This is a genomic window from Micromonospora sp. H61 (genome assembly GCF_018070325.1).
Classification (GTDB): Bacteria; Actinomycetota; Actinomycetes; order Mycobacteriales; family Micromonosporaceae; genus Micromonospora; species Micromonospora salmantinae.
In genome coordinates this window covers 39,712-58,667 of record NZ_JAGPXY010000035.1, presented here as the reverse complement: position 1 = coordinate 58,667, position 18,956 = coordinate 39,712, and the positions used below count along the sequence as shown (strand labels likewise).

Here is an 18,956-nt window from a genome sequence, read left to right as displayed (position 1 = left end):
CGTCCGCGTACGCGGTACCGCTGTCCGGGCCGGTCATCCGCGCCGGCAGCGCGGTGCCGGCCGGGCTCCCCTCTACGGGCACGCCGCTGACCCGGACACCATGGGCGATGAACCGACCGTCCTCGGCCGTGAAGATCCCCCGGCACCGCAGGGTGAGTCCGCCGCCGGAGCAGTCGTCGATCACCACGGTGCCCGTCCGGGCGTGCCCGACCGCGAGCCAGAACGGGCCGGCGCTGACCCAGGCGAAGAAGGCCGCGACCAGGCTCAGCACCACCAGCGCGGCGAGCCCGGGCAGCGGATCCGGCGGCGGGGGTGTGCGGCTTGGTGCCCGGCGCCGCGCCAGCCGGAAGCCGCGAAGCCGCGCGGGTGCCGCGTCCTTACGGACCGGGGTGCCGTCCCAGTGCACCTGCTCGATCGGTGCCCAGAAAGCGCCGTCGTCGTCCGGCGGGTCGCCGTCGGGCCCACTGTCGCGCTGCCGGCGGCCCTGCTGTCGGACCGGCACCCGACGCGGCACCGCGTCCACCGGCGCGCCGGTCGTCGGCTCCACCTCGACGGGCTCCGCGCCGGCCGGTGCCGAGCCGGCCGGCGGGCCCGACGAGCCGGGCCGGACCGGGCTGGGTACGGGTGCCCCCGGGGTCGGACGAGTCGGTGTGGGTGACGGCGCCGCCGGCGCGGGGCGGGCCGGGGCGGCGGACCTCCCCGCCGGGGTGGGCCGCTGTGCACCCGGGTCGGCGCTGGGCACGAACCGGGGCTGCGGCGCGACCCCGGCGACCCGGGACGCGGCGGGCTCGGGCCCCGGGTCGTCGCCGACCGCCGACCCGGTGGGACGGTCCTCGTGGTCCCGCGCCGCTCCTCTGCCCGTCACGACGTTCATTGCACACCGCGCCAGGAGGTGAAACGGGCAGCTGAGCCGCGTGTCGGCGACAAATCGGACCAACGGGCGAGGTGGTCGGTCCGGTCCGGCGGTCGGTCACCCCCCATTGGTTCGCGAACGCCCCGGACGGGTCACTAGGCTCACTGCTCATGAGTCACGTTCTCGCGGCAGTGGCCTGGCCGTACGCCAACGGCCCCCGCCACATCGGCCACGTCTCCGGTTTCGGCGTTCCCTCCGACGTCTTCGCCCGGTACATGCGGATGGCCGGCCACGACGTGCTCATGGTCTCCGGCACCGACGAGCACGGCACCCCGATCCAGGTGCAGGCCGACGCCGACGGGGTGACCCCGCGCGAGCTGGCCGACCGGTACAACAGGGTGATCGTCGAGGACCTGCACGGCCTCGGTCTCTCCTACGACCTGTTCACCCGCACCACCACCCGCAACCACTACGCGGTGGTGCAGGAGTTGTTCGAGGGGATGTACCGCAACGGTTACATCGTGCCGAAGACCACCATGGGCGCTATCTCCCCGTCCACCGGGCGCACTCTTCCCGACCGCTACATCGAGGGCACCTGCCCGATCTGCGGGTACGACAGCGCCCGCGGCGACCAGTGCGACAACTGCGGCAACCAGCTGGACCCGATCGACCTGATCAACCCGAAGTCGCGGATCAACGGGGAGACTCCGAAGTTCGTCGAGACCGAGCACTTCTTCCTGGACCTGCCGGCCCTGGCCGAGGTGCTGCGGCAGTGGCTGGACACCCGTGAGGGGTGGCGGCCCAACGTGCTGCGGTTCTCCCGCAACCTGCTCGACGACCTCCAGCCCCGGGCGATCACCCGTGACCTGGAGTGGGGCGTACCGATCCCGCTCGACGGCTGGCGCGACAGGTCGGACAAGCGGATCTACGTGTGGTTCGACGCCGTGATCGGCTACCTGTCCGCCTCGATCGAGTGGGCCCGTCGTTCCGGCGACCCGGACGCGTGGCGCAAGTACTGGTCCGCCGACGGCGCGGGGAAGGACGCCCAGTCCTACTACTTCATGGGCAAGGACAACATCGTCTTCCACTCGGTGATCTGGCCGGCGCTGCTCTCCGGCTACTCCGGCGAGGGCTCCCGCGACGGTGAGCCGGGCGAGCTGGGTCGGCTCAACCTGCCCACCGAGGTGGTCTCGAGCGAGTACCTGACCATGGAGGGGCGCAAGTTCTCCTCGTCCCGCAAGGTGGTCATCTACGTTCGCGACTTCCTGGAGCGCTACGACGCCGACGCGCTGCGCTACTTCATCGCCGCCGCCGGCCCGGAGAGCAACGACACCGACTTCACCTGGGCCGAGTTCCTGCGCCGCAACAACGACGAGTTGGTCGCCGGTTGGGGCAACCTGGTCAACCGGTGCGTCTCGATGGCCGCGAAGAACTTCGGGGCGATCCCGCCGGTCGACCCGGCCGGGCTCACCGAGGCCGACGAGGCGCTGCTCGCCGTCGCCCGGAGCGGGTTCACCACTGTCGGCGACCTGATCGGCCGGCACCGGCAGAAGCAGGCGATCGGTGAGGCCATGAAGGTGGTCGCCGAGGCCAACAGGTACCTCTCCGAGCAGGCGCCCTGGAAGCTCAAGGACGAGGCGGACAAGCCCCGGATGGGCACCGTCCTGCACGTCGCCCTTCAGGTGATCAGCGATGCCAACACGCTGCTCACCCCGTTCCTGCCGCACTCCGCGCAGCAGGTGCACGAGCTGCTCGGGGGCACCGGTGTGCACGCGCCGATGCCGGTGATCGAGCAGGTCGACGACCTGGACGGCGGCCCGGCGTACCCGGTGCTCACCGGGGACTACACCGTCGGCGCGCGCTGGGAGTCGGTGTCGATCGAGGCGGGTCGCCCACTGGCCGCGCCGAAGCCGGTGTTCCGCAAGCTCGACCCGTCGATCGTCGACGAGGAACTGGCCCGGCTCGCCGACTGAACGCACGACGCGCGGCGGCGGGTGCCCCGCCGCCGCGCGCCGTCACATCGCGTACCGGGTGTCCATCACCTGGTCGTCGGTCACCTCGGCGCCCGGCGCCCAGGCCTCGTAGACGCCGCGTTCCTGACACTGCGCGCCGGTCGTGACCACGGTGTCCGGGTTCGGGTAGCGCAGGCGCACCCGCAGCCAGCCGGCCTCCTCCCGCAGCACCAGGCACGGCGCCCCCCGCCACTGGGCGAACCGGAGCCGGCGGGCCACCGCGTCCACCGGGTAACGGGCCGCGCGGGTCATCGCCAGCACCCGGAACCCACCGGGTAGGTCGGCGACCGCCTCGTACTCGCTGTCGCCGTACATGCCGACCAGCTGGGTGGAGCGGGGAGTGTCGGCGTTCGGCACGTACTCCTGGTCCGGTGAGAGGCCCGGCACCGCGGCCAGCAGGTGCCGCCACTGCGGGCCCACCATCCGCAGCCACCCGCGCTGCTCGGCCTGGTAGGTGTACAGCACCACCTCCACCCCCTCCGCCGGGTACGCGATGAGAGCGGCGTTCGCCGGCATCGGCAGGTCGGCGAAGTCCCGGGTGATGAACTCCGGGACGAGCTGACCGTTGCTGGGCACGAAGCCGGTGCCGAGCACCGGGGCGCCGAGCCGGTCCCGGGAGGCCAGCGCGGTCAGGCCGCTGTGTGCCGGGCCCACCGGCACGTCGTAGTCGCCCGGGTCGGACGCGCGCCAGCGCAGCGCGTACGCCACGTCCGGGCCGTCCCGGCCAGCGTCACCATCGGTACGTAGCACCGTCGTCGTCGCCGGCGTACGCAGGTGCGCCACATCGTGCTCGCGGTAGCAGAAGCCGTGCGGCAGCCAACCCCGTACGTAGCCGGCGAGCTGCTGGGCCGAGAGCACCTTCATCATCCGGGTGCCCCGCCGGACCACCGCCGTTGCGCGCGCCGCCGCCAGCATCGGGTCGTCCGCCGCCGCCGGCTGCTGGCTGAGCTGGTGCAGGTACGCCCAACCCCGCTCGCGGTGAGCGGGCATCAGCAGCGGCGTCTCCGGCTCGTCGGCCGGCTCGGTGGCCCCGTGCACAGCGGTCACCTCGGTGACGTGCACGAACCGGTGCCACGGCAGGGCGCTACCCGGGCGGGGTGCCCACTCGAAGCCGGCCACCTCGTCGGCGCTGAACAACTCGTACGCGGCGCCTCGGGCGATCTCCTCGGCCGGGTACAGGCCGCCGCCGAACGCCACGTGCAGTCCGGTCCGTTCGCCGGCGCTGCCACCGGCCTGGGGGGTGACGCTCATGCCGTCGCCTCGCTGCTCGGTGGGATGGGGTCCGCACGCTGTCGCGTCCGCTCGTGAGCGACCGTAGAGTCGCGCGGCGTAGCCGGGGTGAACGTCGGGTGGCGGGCAGATGGACAGGCCCGGTGTGTGATGCTGTCGCTGATGAGCGAGCCCACTGAATCCCGTCGCGAGCGTGCCGCCCGGCGGGCCGGAGAGTTTCCGCCCGCCCCCGAGTCGTTGCCCCGGGCGGTACTGGACAGCCACACCCACCTGGACATCACGGTCAGCGAGGCCGGCGTGCCCGGCGGCGGGCCGGCCGACGACCCGGTTGCCGTGGCCATCGCGTTGGCCACGAAGGTCGGCGTGGACCGGCTGGTCCAGGTGGGCGTGGACGTCGCCTCCTCCCGGTGGGGCGCGGACACCGCCGACCGGTACCCCGCCGTGCTGGCCACCGTGGCGTTGCACCCCAACGAGGCACCCCGGCTCAGCGACCTCGACGAGGCGTTGCGGGAGATCGAGTCACTCGCCGCCCGCGATCGGGTCCGGGGGATCGGCGAGACCGGAATGGACTTCTTCCGGACCGGCGACGAGGGGCGTGCCGCGCAGGAGCAGAGTTTCCGGGCGCACATCGCCATCGCCAAGCGGTACGGCAAGACGCTGGTCATCCACGACCGCGACGCGCACGCCGACGTGCTGCGGATCCTCGACGACGAGGGTGCTCCCGACCGGGTGGTGCTGCACTGCTTCTCCGGCGACGCCGACTTCGCCCGCGAGTGCGTCCGCCGCGGCTACCTGCTGAGCTTCGCCGGCACCGTCACCTTCGGCAGCGCGACGGCGCTGCGCGAGGCCGCCGCGCTCACCCCGGTGGATCAGATACTGGTGGAGACCGACGCCCCGTACCTCACCCCGATGCCGTACCGCGGCCGGCCGAACGCCTCGTACCTGATCCCGCTCACCGTTCGCGCGCTCGCCGCGACCACCGGCAGCGACCTGGACGAGCTGTGCGCGGCCATCTCCGCCACCGGCGACCGGGCGTTCGGCCCATGGTGAGCCCGGCCCGACGGTCGGCACCGACCCCGTCGCTACGCTGCCAGCCATGACCGGTCTCCTCGGCCCGGCGGAGATCCGGGAACTCGCCGCCCGGCTGGGCGTCGCGCCCACCAAGAAGCTGGGCCAGAACTTCGTGCACGACCCGAACACAGTGCGCCGGATCGTGACCGCCGCCGGCCTCACCCCCGACGACGTGGCCCTGGAGGTGGGGCCCGGGCTCGGCTCGCTGACCCTGGGGCTGCTGCCGGTCGCCGGGCACGTGCACGCCGTGGAGATCGACCCGGTGCTCGCCGGAGCGCTACCGGAGACCGTCGCGCGGCACGCCGGGGCCGACGCCGCCCGGCTCACAGTGCACCGCGCGGACGCGCTGCGCATCGCCGCCGCCGAACTGGCCGACCCGGCACCGACAGCGCTGGTGGCGAACCTGCCCTACAACGTCGCAGTGCCCGTGGTGCTGCACCTGCTCGCCGTGCTGCCCACCCTGCGACACGGTCTGGTGATGGTGCAGAAGGAGGTCGCCGACCGGCTCGTCGCCGGCCCCGGCTCCAAGGTGTACGGCATTCCGTCGGTGAAGCTCGCCTGGTACGCCCAGGCCCGGGGCGCCGGCAAGGTGCCGCCGAACGTGTTCTGGCCGGTGCCCAACGTCGACTCCGGCCTGGTCTCCTTCACCTGCCACGAGCCGCCCCGCACCGACGTACCGCGGCAGCGGGTCTTCGCAGTGGTGGACGCGGCGTTCGCGCAGCGGCGCAAGACGCTGCGCGCCGCGCTGGCCGGCTGGGCCGGTGGCGCGGACCGGGCCGCCGCGGCGCTCACCGCCGCCGGCGTCGACCCCGGCGCCCGGGGGGAGTCACTGACCGTCGAGCAGTTCGCCGCCATCGCCGCGTCGGCTCCGGTCGGTACGCCGGCCGCGAAGTAGGCTGACGCGGTGCCCGCCCAGGACGCTGAGGAGCTGATCGTGGCCAAGCCGTTCGACATCCGCCTGCGCATGCGGGACATCACCCCGTGACCGAGGCCTGGCGACCGGACGACGACGAGCCACGCGGGGCCATCGGCCCGGTGCGGGTTCGGGTGCCCGCGAAGGTCAACCTGCACCTCGGGGTGGGCCCACTGCGCCGGGACGGCTACCACGAGCTGAACACGGTCTACCACGCCATCTCGATCTACGACGAGCTGACGGCCCGTCGGGGCGACACCCTCGCGCTGACCATGGAGGGTGAGGGCACCGGCGAGCTGGCCCTGGACGACACCAACCTGGTGATCCGCGCCGCGCACGCCCTCGCCGGGTACGCGGGGGTGCTGCCGCACGCCCGACTGCACCTGCGCAAGCAGATCCCGCTCGCCGGTGGGTTGGCCGGTGGCAGCGCCGACGCAGCCGCCGCGCTGGTGGCCTGCGACGCGCTCTGGGGCACCGGGCTGTCCCGCGACGAGCTGGCCGGCATCGCCGCCGACCTCGGCTCCGACGTGCCGTTCCTGATCTACGGTGGCACCGCGCTGGGCACCGGCCGGGGTGAGGCGATCAGCCCCGTGCTGGCCCGCCCCACCTCCTGGCACTGGGTGGTGGCGATCGCCGACGCCGGTCTCTCCACCCCGACCGCGTACCGGGAGCTGGATCGGCTGCGCGACACCGGCGCAGCCGGTGCCCCGCTGGGCAGCACCGACGCGCTGCTGGGCGCGCTGCGCCAGCGTGACCCCCGGGTGCTCGCCCGCACGCTCGGCAACGACCTCCAGGACGCCGCGCTGGCCATGCGCCCGGCGCTGGCCGACACCCTGAAGGCCGGCGAGGCGGCCGGCGCGCTCACCGGCATCGTCTCCGGCTCGGGCCCGACCTGCGTGTTTCTCGCCACCAACGCGGCCGACGCGGAGCGCATCGCCGCCGAGTTGACCGCAGCGGGCGTCTGCCGGGAGGCGCGCGTCGCGCACGGTCCGGTAGCCGGCGCCCGCGTCGGCTGACGACGCGTTCCACCGGAGCTGCTGGCGCGCGGCGCGGGCGTTCGGGGCTTCCGCGTACCCTTGGGACAGGCGTCCAGGTGCCCGCCGGCATCGGGACGCCTTGATCATGAAGGGTGGAACGTGGCGAACATCGTCAATCTGGACCGGGTGTCCAAGGGGTACGGCGCCGCCGGGCGGCTGCTCACGGACGTCTCGCTCGGCCTGGACGACGCCGACCGGATCGGCGTGGTCGGCCTCAACGGTGCCGGCAAGTCCACCCTGTTGCGACTGCTCACCAAGCAGGAGGACCCCGACGACGGTCGGGTGACCCACCGCCGTGACCTGCGTGTGCTGTGGCTGCCGCAGCAGCTCACCCTCGCTCCCGAGGCCACCGTCCGGGACGTGGTGCTCGGCACCGCCTGGCTCGCCGAGGGCATGGGCGCCGAGCACGAGTGGGCTGGCGACGCCGGGGTGCGAGGCATCCTCGACGGCCTCGGCATGCCGCACCTCGGCCTCGACCAGCCGGTCGGCCCGATGTCCGGTGGCGAACGTCGCCGGGTGGCGCTCGCCGCGCTGCTCGTGCGCGACTCCGACCTGCTCATCCTCGACGAGCCCACCAACCACCTGGACGTCGGCGGGGTCGACTGGCTGGCCCGGCACCTGGTCGGCCGTAAGGGCGCCCTGGTCGTGGTCACCCACGACCGGTGGTTCCTGGACGCGGTCTGCACCAACACCTGGGAGGTCGCCGACCAGACCGTCCGCGCCTACGAGGGTGGCTTCGCCGCCTGGACCCTCGCCCGCGCCGAGCGCGAGCGGGTCGCCGCCGCCACCGAGGCCCGCCGGCAGAACCTGCTCCGCAAGGAGATCGCCTGGCTGCGCCGTGGCCCGCCCGCGCGGACCTCCAAGCCGCAGTTCCGCATCGACGCCGCGAACGCGTTGATCGCCGACGTGCCGCCGGCCCGCGACACCATGTCGTTGCAGCGCATGGCCACCTCCCGGCTGGGCAAGCAGGTGTACGACCTGGAGAACGTCGAGCTGCACGCCGGCCCGAAGGAGATCCTCCGCGACGTCACCTGGCTGGTCGGCCCCGGCGACCGGATCGCCATCCTCGGTGCCAACGGCGCTGGCAAGACCACGCTGCTGCGGATGCTCGCCGGCATCACCCGCCCCGATGGCGGTCGCCTCGGCACCGGCTCCACAGTGCGGCCGGCGTTCCTCTCCCAGGAGCTCACCGAGCTGCCCGGGCACCTGCGGGTGCTGGAGGCGGTGGAGGAGGTCGCCCGCCGGGTTCAGCTCGGCGACCGGGAGGTCTCCGCCGCGCAGCTCGCCGAGGTGTTCGGCTTCGACGACCGCCGCCTCTGGACCCCGGTCAGTGACCTCTCCGGTGGGGAACGCCGCCGGTTGCAGATGCTGCGGCTGCTGGCCGGCGAGCCCAACGTGCTGCTCTTCGACGAGCCCACCAACGACCTGGACACGGACACCCTCGCCTCGCTGGAGGACCTGCTCGACTCGTGGCCCGGCACGATCATCGTGGCCAGCCATGACCGGTACCTGATCGAGCGGGTCACCGACACGGCGTACGGGATGTTCGGCGACGGTCGACTGGTGCACCTGCCGGGCGGTGTGGACGAATACCTCGCGCGGACCGCCGAGCGGGCCGGCTCTCCTCGGGTGGGCGTCACCTCGACCTCCGCGCCCGGCACCCCCTCGGGAGGTGGCATGTCCGCCGCCGAGGTCCGTCAGGCCCGCAAGGAGCTGACCCGGCTGGAGCGGCAGCTCAGCAAGCTCGACCAGCGCGAGACCACGCTGCTCGATCAGCTCGCGGCGGACGCCACCGACTACGCCCGGGTCGCCGAGTTGGACACCCAGCTCAAGGATCTGCGCGCCGAACGGGAGCGGATCGAGGAGAGCTGGATGACCCTCGCCGAGGACCTGCCCGAGAGCTGACCGGCCGGGCGCGCCGGCCTGGGCCCCGTGTGCGGCGTCACACCACCACATGCGAGACAATCGTCGGCGACACCTACCCCACGGCGTTGGAGACACAGACATGGCACACACCCCCGTCAACCACCCCGCGCGGCCGATCTACCGGGCGATCGGCGGGCTGACCGGTCTGTACCTGGTCGTCTTCGGTGTGCTCGGCATCATCGCGAGCACCGGCAACGAGATCCTCGCCCAGGACGACACCCGGGTCCTCGGTCAGGGCACCAACCTCGGCTTCTCGCTGCTCAGCGTGCTGCTCGGGATCATCGTGCTGGTCGGCACCGCGCTCGGCCGCAACATCGACGTGGCGATCAACCAGTGGCTGGCGTACACCCTCATGGTGGTCAGCCTGGCCGGTCTCGCGTTCATCCGGACCGACGCCAACATCTTCAACTTCAGCATCACCACAGTGGTCGTGGTGATGACGGCCGCGCTGGTGCTGCTCATGGTCGGCATGTACGGCAAGGTCGGCACGGAGGACGAGGCGGAGGCGTTCCAGAAGGCTCGTCTCGTTCTCTGAATCCCTTTGGTCGCGGCCGTGGGTTTTCGCCGGAGCCCGAGCTGCTCCGGGCGGTCAGGCTTGCTCGGGCTCCGGCGAAAACCTGACTCGGTCCAGCCTGTCGGCGGACCCCTTCGGCTTTGGGGTTCTGCGGACAGTTAGTGCTTGCCTGGGCGACAATTCCCCTGAAACGGTCGCATCAGGGGGTCTGGGCATGCCGCATTTTCCGGTCAACCATCCGGCACGGCCGCTCTACCGGGTCCTCTCCGGGCTGATCGGCGTCTACATCCTGGTCTTCGGCGTCTGGGGCGTCGCCGAGACGATCGGGGACCCGCTCTTCGCCCGCACCAGCACCTGGGCCCTCGGGCTCCGGACCAACCTGGCCTTCTCGCTCGCCTCGGTGATCTTCGGGATCGTCCTGATCATCGGGGCCTCGCGGCGTACCAACCTCGGCCACTACATGAACCTCACCGCGGGCGTGGTGTTCCTGGTGACCAGCATCCTGATGATGTCGGTGCTGCAGACCGGAGCGAACTTTCTCAACTTCTCGATGTCGACAGTGGTGGTGTCGATGCTGTTCGGCCTGATCCTGCTCGGCACCGGCCTCTACGACAAGGTCGGTCCACCGGAATCCGCCGAGGCGGAGTTGGAACACCGCAAGCACCCGGTGGCCGACGTGCACCGCCGCTGATCGGGGTCAGTTGCGCCGCGCGGTGATCAGCGTCGGCTTCGCCTCCAGGTGCGACAACCCGTTCCAGGCCAGGTTGACGAGGTGCGCCGCCACCGTCTCCTTGCGCGGCTTACGCACCTCCAACCACCAGCGACCGGTCAACGCCACCATGCCGACCAGCGCCTGCGAGTACAGCTCGGCGAGCTTCGGGTCGTACCCGCGGCTCTTGTACTCGGCGCCCAGGATGTGCTCGACCTGGTGCGCCACGTCGTTCATGACGCTGCTGAAGGTGGCCGTGCCGGACATCAGCGGCGACTCGCGGACCAGCACCCGGAAACCGCTCGCCTCCTCCTCGATGTAGGTCAGCAGGGCCAACGCCGCCTGCTCGAGCAGCTCCCGCGGGTGCCCGGCGGTCAACGCCGTGGTGATCCGGTCCAACAGGGCCCGGACCTCGCGGTCCACCACCACCGCGTAGAGCCCTTCCTTGCCACCGAAGTGCTCGTACACCACCGGCTTGGAGACCTTGGCGCGGGCCGCCACCTCCTCGATGGAGGTGGCGTCGAAACCGCGCTCGGCGAAGAGTTGCCGGCCGGTCGCGATCAACTGCTCCCGGCGTTGGGCCGCCGACATGCGGACCCGGGAGGGAGCTTTGGCTTTCGGTGCCGCCGTCGGCGTCGCCCGTCGGCCGCCGACAGCTGCCGCCGCCTCGTCGCTGGCCTCGGGCATGTCGCCGCCTCGCTGGCGCTCGGTGACGCCCTGCCGTGGAATGGTTCCTCCGCTGTGCCCGTTCACGTCGTCGCCTCACTGTCGGGCGGTCCGACCGCCCTGACGCGCCGTTCGACCGTACCCGGCTCGGGCTCGGCTTCCCGTCCGCCGAGCCGCCTGGTCCCCCCGCATGGCTCGGTCACCCGGCCATCCTGCCAGGCGGCATCGTCGTGCACCGCCCGGTTTCAGTGGGGTGCGACCGGCTTCACCAGCTTGGCGGCGAGGCGCTCGGGCTTTGGCCAGCGCACCTGCGTTGCCGCGCCGGTCTTCTCGAACAACCAGATCACCCGGGCGGAGATGTCCACCTGACCGCGCAACACGCCGTGCCGGGCGCTGGTCGGGTCGGCGTGGTGCAGGTTGTGCCAGCTCTCGCCGAACGACAGGATCGCCAGCGGCCAGAAGTTCGACGCGCGGTCGCCCTGGCGCATCGCGAACGGACGCTCACCGTAGACGTGGCACACCGAGTTGATCGCCCAGGTGACGTGGTGCAGAAGGCCGATCCGGACCAGCCCGGCCCAGAAGAACGCGGTCAGTGCGCCCTGCCAGGACCAGGTCACCAGGCCGCCGATCAGCGCCGGGCCGAGCAGCGAGATGGCCACCAGCGCGGGGAAGAGCCGGTCGACCCGGCTGATGTCCCGGTCGGCGATGAGGTCCGGTGCGAAACGGCCGCGGTTGGACAGCTCCCGGCGGAAGAGCCAGCCCACGTGTGCGTGGAACAGGCCCCGGGTCAACGCCCAGAAGCTGGTGCCGAAGCGCCACGGCGAGTGCGGGTCGCCCTCCAGGTCGGAGAACGCGTGGTGGCGCCGGTGGTCGGCGACCCACTGAATGATCTCGCCCTGCACCGCCAGCGAACCCGCGACCGCCAGAGTCACCCGCAGCCACCGCTTGGCCTTGAACGAGCCGTGCGTGAAGTAGCGGTGGAAGCCGACGGTGATGCCGAGCCCGGAGACGACGTACCAGACCAGGCCGATGATCACGTCGGTCCAGCCCAGCCAGCCGCCCCACGCCACCGGTACGGCGACCAGCAGGGCGACGAAGGGGATCACCACGAAGGCCCAGAGGGCGGCCAGGATGCCGGGGGACTGGCTGCCGTCGGTGAGTGGTTTGGGGCCGGGTCCGGCGGTGTTGGAATCGAGCAGAGCAGTGGACATGGGACCTCGCAGGGGGATGGTAACGATCACGAAGCTACGCCTACGTCACCGTAACTTACGGCACCGTAGATCGCACGGGGAAGTTTCGAATCGCCTTCGCGTAACTGCTCGAAGTCGCAGGTCAGTCGGCCCGGCGGCGGGTACCTGACCGACCCGGGAAGCCGGGCGGTCGAGCTGCGGGCCGACCATCCCCAGAAGGTCGACGGCATCGACCGCCCGCCGTGAGACGGGATGAGCGCTGGCATCCGACGGCCGGGGCGCTAAGGTGTAGCGGCGGGATGTCCATCCCTCCTGCGACGTCCTCGCGTCGCTGATCGGCCGTGGTGTAATTGGCAACACCCGGGTCTTTGGTACCCGTATTTCAGGTTCGAACCCTGGCGGCCGAGCTGCCCACCTACGTCCGTTTTAGGATCTGGTGGGGGTAAGAGGGGAACGCGCCGGGCCCCGCGGCTAGCATGGCCGCGAGAGTGTCCGCCGTCCCGACGGGAGCCACGTCGTGCCCCAGCCCCACCTCCGTACCGTCGTCGTACTTGCCGCCGGTGAGGGCAAGCGGATGAAGTCGACACTGCCAAAGGTGCTGCACCCCCTGCTCGGTCGGACGCTCCTCGGTCACGTGCTGAGCGCCGCCGCCCCGTTGGGCGCGGACCGCACAGTCGTCGTGGTGGGGCACGGCGCCGACCAGGTGCGGGCGCACCTGTCCGAGGTCGCCCCGGACGCCACTCCGGTGCTCCAGGCCGAGCAGCTCGGCACCGGGCATGCCGTACGGATCGCGCTGGAGGCCGTACCGGACGGTGCCGGCACCGTCGTGGTGATCAACGGTGACGTTCCCCTGCTGCGGCCGGAGACGGTGGGCGCGCTGGTGACCGCGCACGAGGAGGCCGCCGCGGCGGCCACCGTGCTGGCCGCCGAGGTGCCCGACCCGACCGGCCTCGGGCGGATCGTGCGGGACGTCGACGGCCGCCTGCAGCAGATCGTCGAGGAGCGCGACGCCGACCCGACGCAGCGCGCGATCCGGGAGATCAACGCCGGCATCTACGCGTTCGACGCGGTGCGGCTGCGCGAGGCGCTGGGCAAGCTCTCCACCGACAACGACCAGGGCGAGGAGTACCTGACCGACGTGTTCGGTCTGCTCCGTTCCGCCGGTGAGCCGGTGGCGGTGCACGTCGCCGTGGACCACGTCGAGACGTTGGGCTGCAACGACCGGGTGGAGCTGTCCACGCTGCGTCGGCTGCTGCGCGACCGGATCAACGAGGCGTGGATGCGCACCGGGGTGAGCCTGCTCGACCCCGCCACCACCTGGATCGACGTGACTGTCGCGCTGGACCGGGACGCGGTGGTCGACCAGAACACCCAGTTGCGCGGCGGCACCGTGGTCGGCTCGGGCGCGCTGATCGGGCCGGACGTCACCCTGATCGACACGATCGTCGGCCCCGCCGCGTCGGTGGTCCGCAGCCACGCCGTCGGTGCCGAGGTGGGCGCGGGCGCGACCGTCGGGCCCTACGCGTACCTGCGGCCGGCCGCCCAGCTGGCCGAGAAGGCGAAGGTCGGCACGTTCGTCGAGGTGAAGAACTCGCAGATCGGCGCCGGCGCGAAGGTGCCGCACCTGACGTACGTCGGCGACGCGACGATCGGCGAGCAGACGAACATCGGCGCCGCGTCGGTCTTCGTGAACTACGACGGGGTCAACAAGCACCGCACTGTGATCGGCAGCCACGCGCGGACCGGTGCGGACAACATGTTCGTGGCACCGGTCGAGGTGGGTGACGGGGCGTACACGGCGGCCGGTTCGGTGATCATCGACGACGTGCCTGCCGGGGCGATGGGCGTCGCCCGGGCGCGCCAGCGCAACATCGAGGGCTGGGTGGTCAAGCGGCGCGCCGGCACTGCCGCGGCGGAGGCGGCGCAGCGGGCCCGCGACGCGAAGGATGCGCAGCCTGGCGGCGACGCCAAGGGTGCGTCCGGGACGACTGGTGCCGCAAGCCACAGTGAGGCAATCCACGGGGCGACCGAGACGGTGGGCGGCGCATCCGGCGCGGGAGATACTGCAACCGAATAGTCCCTGACCCACCAACACCGGGTCGGGTACCGCCGACATAACGGGAGCAGACGGGCCCATGGGCAGCATCGTCGCCGAAAACCGCAAAAGCCTGATGCTCTTTTCCGGACGTGGCTTTCCGGAGTTGGCCAAGGAGATCGGCGAGGTGCTCGGCGTCGCGCCGACGCCGGCCGACGCGTACGAGTTCGCCAACGGCGAGATCTTCGTACGGTTCAAGGACTCGGTACGTGGTTCGGACGCCTTCGTGGTGCAGTCCGTCACGCACGGGGTGAACACCTGGGTCATGGAGACCCTGATCATGGTGGACGCGCTGAAGCGGGGGTCGGCCAAGCGGATCACAGTGGTGCTGCCGTTCTACCCGTACGCCCGCCAGGACAAGAAGCACCGTGGTCGGGAGCCGATCTCCGCCCGACTGGTCGCCGACCTGTTGAAGACCGCCGGCGCGAACCGCATCCTCACCGTCGACCTGCACACCGCGCAGATCCAGGGCTTCTTCGACGGCCCGGTGGACCACCTCTTCGCGATGGACATCCTGGCCGAGTACGTGGAGCACAAGTACGCCGGCCGGCCGATGACAGTGGTGGCACCGGATTCGGGCCGGGTGCGGGTGGCCGAGCGGTGGACCGACCGGTTGGGCGGCTGCCCCCTGGCGTTCATCCACAAGACCCGTGACCCGATGAAGCCGAACCAGGTCGTGGCCAACCGGGTGGTCGGCGAGGTGGAGGGCCGGGTCTGCCTGATCGTCGACGACATGATCGACACCGGTGGCACCATCGCCAAGGCCGCCGACATCCTCAAGGAGTCGGGCGCGGCGGAGATCGTGGTCGCGTCCACCCACGCGCTGCTGTCCGACCCCGCCACCGAGCGGCTGAAGAACAGCTCGATCAGCGAGATCGTGGTGACGAACACCCTGCCGCTCCCGCCGGAGAAGCAGTTGGACAAGCTCACAGTGCTGTCGATCGCGCCGCTGCTGGCGCGGGCGATCCGGGAGGTCTTCGACGACGGCTCGGTGACCACCCTCTTCGGTGGCCTGAGCTGACCCTGAGCCCCGTTTCCGCCAGTCGACACGCTGGCGGGCGCGGGGCTGGCAAACTGGTGGAAACGGGGCCGGCACGCTGGTGGGAGCACCACCGACGCGCCGGTCTTGAGCCGTGATCGGGGACTGCCGGAAACCCTGGAAACAGCTCGGGTAGACTGGTGCGGTTGCCACGGCGAGGGTGCCCGGCGGGCCGCTGAAAAGCGCCGCACGGAGGCACCGTCATCGACGCGGTGCTCCGGGCAGTCGTTCATGACGCATGAGCCCCAGCGAGCCCCTCGCCCCAGCACCGTTAGACGACAAGCCGCCGCAGCGAAAAGCATCAGGAGTTTCCCCGTGTCCGAGGTAAAGATCAGCGCCGAGCCCCGTACCGAGTTCGGCAAGGGTGGTGCCCGCCGTACCCGCCGGGCCGGCAAGGTGCCCGCCGTGCTGTACGGCCACGGCGAGAAGCCCAAGCACATCGCGCTGCCGTCGCGGGAGTTCGCCGCCGCGATCCGCAAGGGCGGTGCCAACCAGCTCTTCGCGATCGACATCGCCGACGGCACCCAGGTGCTGGCGCTGCCGAAGGCGATCCAGCGTGACCCGATCCGCGACACCTTCGAGCACGTCGACCTGATCCTGGTCCGCCGGGGCGAGAAGGTCACCGTCGAGGTCCCGGTCCAGCTGACCGGCGAGGCCGCCCGGGACACCCTGATCGTGCACGACCACGACACCCTCTCGGTGACCGCGGACGCCACCAAGGATCCGGACCACCTCGAGGCGTCGATCGAGGGCCTGGAGGCGGGCACCCTGGTGACCGCCGGCGATGTCGAGCTGCCGACCGGCGTCGAGCTGGCCGTCGACTCGGAGCTGACCGTCGCGTCGATCACCGCCGCCCCGACCGCCGAGCAGCTCGAGGCGACGCTGCCCGAGGTCGAGGTTGCCACCGACGAGGCCGAGGCCGAGGTCGGCGAGACCACCGAGGGCTCCGAGGGCGCGGACGCCGCCCCGGCCGAGGGCGCCGAGACGACCGAGGCGCGCACCGAGGCCTGATCGGTTCGTACTGTGCGACAGGCGTCCCCGGATGTTCGGGGGCGCCTGTCGGCATATCGGGAGTCGGTGGGATGGGCGTCGGAAGGGACGGGTCGTGACGGACGAGACGGGGCCGTGGCTGGTGGTCGGCCTGGGCAACCCGGGTCGGGAGTACGCCGGCAACCGGCACAACGTCGGGTTCATGGTGGCCGAGCTGCTGGCCGGGCGGGTGAGTGCGCGTTTCGGCCGGCACAAGCGAGCGGTGGCCGAGGTGGCCGAGGCGCGGCTGGGGTTCGGTGGGCCGAAGCTGGTGCTGGTCAAACCACTGACGTACATGAACCTCTCCGGCGGGCCGGTCGCGGCGTTGGCACAGTTCTACAAGGTGCCGACGACACAGGTGATCGCGGTGCATGACGAGCTGGACATCGGCTTCGGCCAGGTGCGGGTCAAGTTCGGCGGCGGCGAGGGCGGGCACAACGGCCTGCGTTCGATGTCGAAGTCGTTGGGGACCAAGGACTACGCCCGGGTGCGGTTCGGCGTCGGCCGACCGCCGGGGCGGCAGGATCCGGCGGACTATGTGCTGTCGGATTTTGGCGCGGCCGAGCGCAAGGAGTTGGATTTCCTGGTGGACCGGGCCGCCGACGTGGTGGAGTCGGTGATCATCAAGGGCGTGGAGCCGACCCAGAACCTCTACCACGGCGGCTGAGCCGGGCGGGGCGTAGCCGAATCGGAAACGGCGGGCCGGTAGTCTGCGCCTTTCAGCGTGCCGCGACCGGCGACGCGAGTCGCGGCGGATCGGCCCGTGCGGGCAGCGTGGCGAGGCGACGGGAGCGGACAGATGAGCAGTCCTCCGATGATCGATGGCGCGTTTGCCCGATGGTTGGCGTCCCGGGCCGGGCAGGCGCTGCTCGACCTGCGCACGGAGATGGGTTTCGCCGACGCCGGTGCGCTGAAGTCGGCCGGGGACAAGGTGTCGCACGACCTGATCCGCACGGAGTTGGCAAAGTGGCGTCCGGGTGACGCGGTGCTCTCCGAGGAGGACGAGGGGTCGCGGTTGGCCTGGGCCGCGGAGGTGAACACCGGAGCGGTGTCACGGCTGAACGCGGACCGGGTGTGGATCGTCGACCCGTTGGACGGCACCCGGGAGTTCTCCGAGGAGGGCCGCTCGGACTGGGCTGTGCACGTGGCGCTCTGGGCGCGCAACGCGCCGAGCCCGCACGGGCTGGTCGCCGGGGCGGTGGGGCTGCCGGCGCAGCACCGGGTGCTGGGCACTGACTACCCGCCGGCGTACCCGCCGATGACTGTGGAGGCGGCGACAGCCGGCGAGCGGAAGATCCGCCTGGCCGCGAGCCGGAGCCGACCGCCGGTCTTCCTGACCGATCTGGCCGAGGACGTCGGGGCGCACCTGGTGCCGATGGGCTCGGCCGGAGCGAAAATCGCCGCAGTGGTCACCGGCGAGGTGGACGCGTACATCCACGCAGGTGGGCAGTACGAGTGGGACTCGGCGGCCCCGATCGCTGTGGCGACGGCCACCGGACTGCACGCTTCCCGGATCGACGGTTCTGCGCTGAAATACAACGAGGCGGATCCGCGGCTGCCCGACCTCCTGGTCTGCCGCAAGGATCTCGCCACCCGGTTGCTTGCAGCGCTGCAGAAACATTCCGGGTAGCCTGAGCAAACTTTCTTGACATGCCCGACCGGAAAGGTCTGGAAATCGGATGAGCGAGCGAATCGAGTCGCTGTCATGACCACCCCCGCGGCGTACCAGGTCTCCCACCTGGACGCCTTGGAAGCGGAGAGCATCTTCGTGATGCGCGAGGTGGTCGCCGAGATGGAACGCCCGGTGATGCTCTTCTCCGGTGGCAAGGACTCGATCGTCATGCTGCGGCTCGCGCAGAAGGCGTTCGCCCCGGCCAACGTCCCCTTCCCGGTGATGCACGTCGACACCGGGCACAACTTCCCCGAGGTCCTGGAATACCGCGACCAACGGGTCGCCGAGCTGGGGTTGCAACTCGTGGTGGCGAGCGTGCCGGAGGCCCTGGCCAGCGGCATGGTCCGGGAGTCCGGTGACGGCATGCGCAACCGGATCCAGACACCGGTCCTGCTGGACGCGGTGGAGAAGCACCGCTTCGACGCGCTGTTCGGAGGCGCCCGCCGGGACGAGGAGAAGGCCCGGGCGAAAGAGCGGGTGTTCAGCTTCCGCGACGAGTTCGGTCAGTGGGACCCGAAGAACCAGCGGCCGGAGCTGTGGTCGCTCTACAACGGCCGGCACCACCCGGGCGAGTCGATCCGAGTCTTCCCGCTGTCCAACTGGACCGAGCTGGACGTGTGGCACTACATCGCCCGGGAACGCATCCCGCTGCCGTCGATCTACTACGCGCACGAGCGTGAGGTGATCGAGCGGGACGGCATGTTCTACGCCGTCAACGAGTTCTTCCGCCCCCGCGCGGGTGAGGAGCGGTTCAAGGCGCAGGTGCGCTACCGCACCGTCGGCGACGCCTCCTGCACCGCCGCGGTCCGTTCCGAGGCGGACACCGTGGAGAAGGTCATCGAGGAGGTGGCGGCCACCCGGATCACCGAGCGCGGCGCCACCCGTGGTGACGATCGGGTCAGCGAGGCCGCCATGGAGGACCGCAAGCGGGAGGGCTACTTCTGATGAGCACCGAGATCGTGGCCGCCGCGAGCGCGGAGGCACGGGCTGTTACCGGGGC

The 18,956-nt window shown here is 71.4% G+C and carries 17 protein-coding genes and 1 tRNA gene; 14 read left to right on the top strand and 4 right to left on the bottom strand.

The annotated features are described in order from the left end of the window. A partial coding sequence (locus tag KBX08_RS18920; protein WP_374101954.1) for a hypothetical protein occupies positions 1 to 874 on the bottom strand: 874 nt, incomplete at its 3' end. A 149-nt stretch (positions 875 to 1,023) separates the two neighbouring features. Here KBX08_RS18920 and metG point away from each other — a divergent pair. Next, positions 1,024 to 2,826 (top strand): methionine--tRNA ligase, encoded by a 1,803-nt coding sequence (gene metG, locus KBX08_RS18915; RefSeq protein WP_210784787.1) that lies wholly within the window; start codon positions 1,024 to 1,026, stop codon positions 2,824 to 2,826. A 42-nt stretch (positions 2,827 to 2,868) separates the two neighbouring features. Here the strand turns inward: metG and KBX08_RS18910 are convergent, their stop codons facing one another. Then, complete coding sequence (locus tag KBX08_RS18910; RefSeq protein ID WP_210784786.1) at positions 2,869 to 4,116, bottom strand: hypothetical protein; 1,248 nt, start codon at positions 4,114 to 4,116, stop codon at positions 2,869 to 2,871. Between the two features lie 129 nt (positions 4,117 to 4,245). Between KBX08_RS18910 and KBX08_RS18905 the strand changes: the two genes are divergently transcribed. The 6 genes from KBX08_RS18905 to KBX08_RS18880 all read left to right on the top strand — a co-directional run bounded on the left by KBX08_RS18905 (position 4,246) and on the right by KBX08_RS18880 (position 10,247). Next, positions 4,246 to 5,145: a TatD family hydrolase gene (locus tag KBX08_RS18905; RefSeq protein ID WP_210784785.1), complete on the top strand. Its 900-nt coding sequence runs from the start codon at positions 4,246 to 4,248 to the stop codon at positions 5,143 to 5,145. 46 nt (positions 5,146 to 5,191) lie between these two features. After that, on the top strand, positions 5,192 to 6,061 hold the full coding sequence (gene rsmA, locus KBX08_RS18900) for a 16S rRNA (adenine(1518)-N(6)/adenine(1519)-N(6))-dimethyltransferase RsmA (RefSeq protein ID WP_210784784.1): 870 nt from the start codon (positions 5,192 to 5,194) through the stop codon (positions 6,059 to 6,061). A gap of 86 nt (positions 6,062 to 6,147) precedes the next feature. Next, positions 6,148 to 7,095, top strand: coding sequence for a 4-(cytidine 5'-diphospho)-2-C-methyl-D-erythritol kinase (locus tag KBX08_RS18895; protein ID WP_210784783.1), 948 nt, complete (start codon positions 6,148 to 6,150; stop codon positions 7,093 to 7,095). Positions 7,096 to 7,215: 120 nt separating this feature from the next. Continuing rightward, entirely contained in the window at positions 7,216 to 9,021 is a 1,806-nt protein-coding gene (locus KBX08_RS18890) for an ABC-F family ATP-binding cassette domain-containing protein (protein ID WP_210784782.1), read from the top strand. A 100-nt stretch (positions 9,022 to 9,121) separates the two neighbouring features. Beyond that, positions 9,122 to 9,577, top strand: a complete 456-nt coding sequence (locus tag KBX08_RS18885) for a DUF4383 domain-containing protein (protein WP_210784781.1) — start codon at positions 9,122 to 9,124, stop codon at positions 9,575 to 9,577. Between the two features lie 193 nt (positions 9,578 to 9,770). Next, the gene (locus KBX08_RS18880; protein ID WP_210784780.1) at positions 9,771 to 10,247 is read left to right on the top strand and encodes a DUF4383 domain-containing protein; all 477 of its coding nucleotides are present in this window, start codon (positions 9,771 to 9,773) and stop codon (positions 10,245 to 10,247) included. Positions 10,248 to 10,253: 6 nt separating this feature from the next. Here the strand turns inward: KBX08_RS18880 and KBX08_RS18875 are convergent, their stop codons facing one another. Both KBX08_RS18875 and KBX08_RS18870 read right to left on the bottom strand, forming a co-directional pair. Further along, positions 10,254 to 10,952: a TetR/AcrR family transcriptional regulator gene (locus KBX08_RS18875; RefSeq protein ID WP_210784779.1), complete on the bottom strand. Its 699-nt coding sequence runs from the start codon at positions 10,950 to 10,952 to the stop codon at positions 10,254 to 10,256. A gap of 224 nt (positions 10,953 to 11,176) precedes the next feature. After that, positions 11,177 to 12,142, bottom strand: a complete 966-nt coding sequence (locus tag KBX08_RS18870; protein ID WP_210784778.1) for an acyl-CoA desaturase — start codon at positions 12,140 to 12,142, stop codon at positions 11,177 to 11,179. A 314-nt stretch (positions 12,143 to 12,456) separates the two neighbouring features. Between KBX08_RS18870 and KBX08_RS18865 the strand changes: the two genes are divergently transcribed. The 7 genes from KBX08_RS18865 to cysD all read left to right on the top strand — a co-directional run bounded on the left by KBX08_RS18865 (position 12,457) and on the right by cysD (position 18,901). Then, positions 12,457 to 12,528, top strand: a tRNA-Gln gene (locus KBX08_RS18865). Between the two features lie 110 nt (positions 12,529 to 12,638). Next, complete coding sequence (gene glmU, locus KBX08_RS18860; protein ID WP_210784777.1) at positions 12,639 to 14,198, top strand: bifunctional UDP-N-acetylglucosamine diphosphorylase/glucosamine-1-phosphate N-acetyltransferase GlmU; 1,560 nt, start codon at positions 12,639 to 12,641, stop codon at positions 14,196 to 14,198. A 58-nt stretch (positions 14,199 to 14,256) separates the two neighbouring features. After that, positions 14,257 to 15,237 (top strand): ribose-phosphate diphosphokinase, encoded by a 981-nt coding sequence (locus KBX08_RS18855; RefSeq protein WP_030329105.1) that lies wholly within the window; start codon positions 14,257 to 14,259, stop codon positions 15,235 to 15,237. A gap of 333 nt (positions 15,238 to 15,570) precedes the next feature. Continuing rightward, positions 15,571 to 16,266, top strand: a complete 696-nt coding sequence (locus KBX08_RS18850; RefSeq protein ID WP_210784776.1) for a 50S ribosomal protein L25/general stress protein Ctc — start codon at positions 15,571 to 15,573, stop codon at positions 16,264 to 16,266. Between the two features lie 94 nt (positions 16,267 to 16,360). After that, positions 16,361 to 16,951 carry an aminoacyl-tRNA hydrolase gene (pth, locus tag KBX08_RS18845; RefSeq protein WP_210784775.1) on the top strand — a complete coding sequence of 197 codons (591 nt, stop codon included), beginning with the start codon at positions 16,361 to 16,363 and terminating at the stop codon, positions 16,949 to 16,951. A 132-nt stretch (positions 16,952 to 17,083) separates the two neighbouring features. Continuing rightward, positions 17,084 to 17,914 (top strand): 3'(2'),5'-bisphosphate nucleotidase CysQ, encoded by an 831-nt coding sequence (locus KBX08_RS18840; protein WP_091394622.1) that lies wholly within the window; start codon positions 17,084 to 17,086, stop codon positions 17,912 to 17,914. Positions 17,915 to 17,989: 75 nt separating this feature from the next. Then, positions 17,990 to 18,901, top strand: coding sequence for a sulfate adenylyltransferase subunit CysD (gene cysD, locus KBX08_RS18835; protein ID WP_210784774.1), 912 nt, complete (start codon positions 17,990 to 17,992; stop codon positions 18,899 to 18,901). The last annotated feature ends 55 nt before the right edge of the window (positions 18,902 to 18,956 follow it).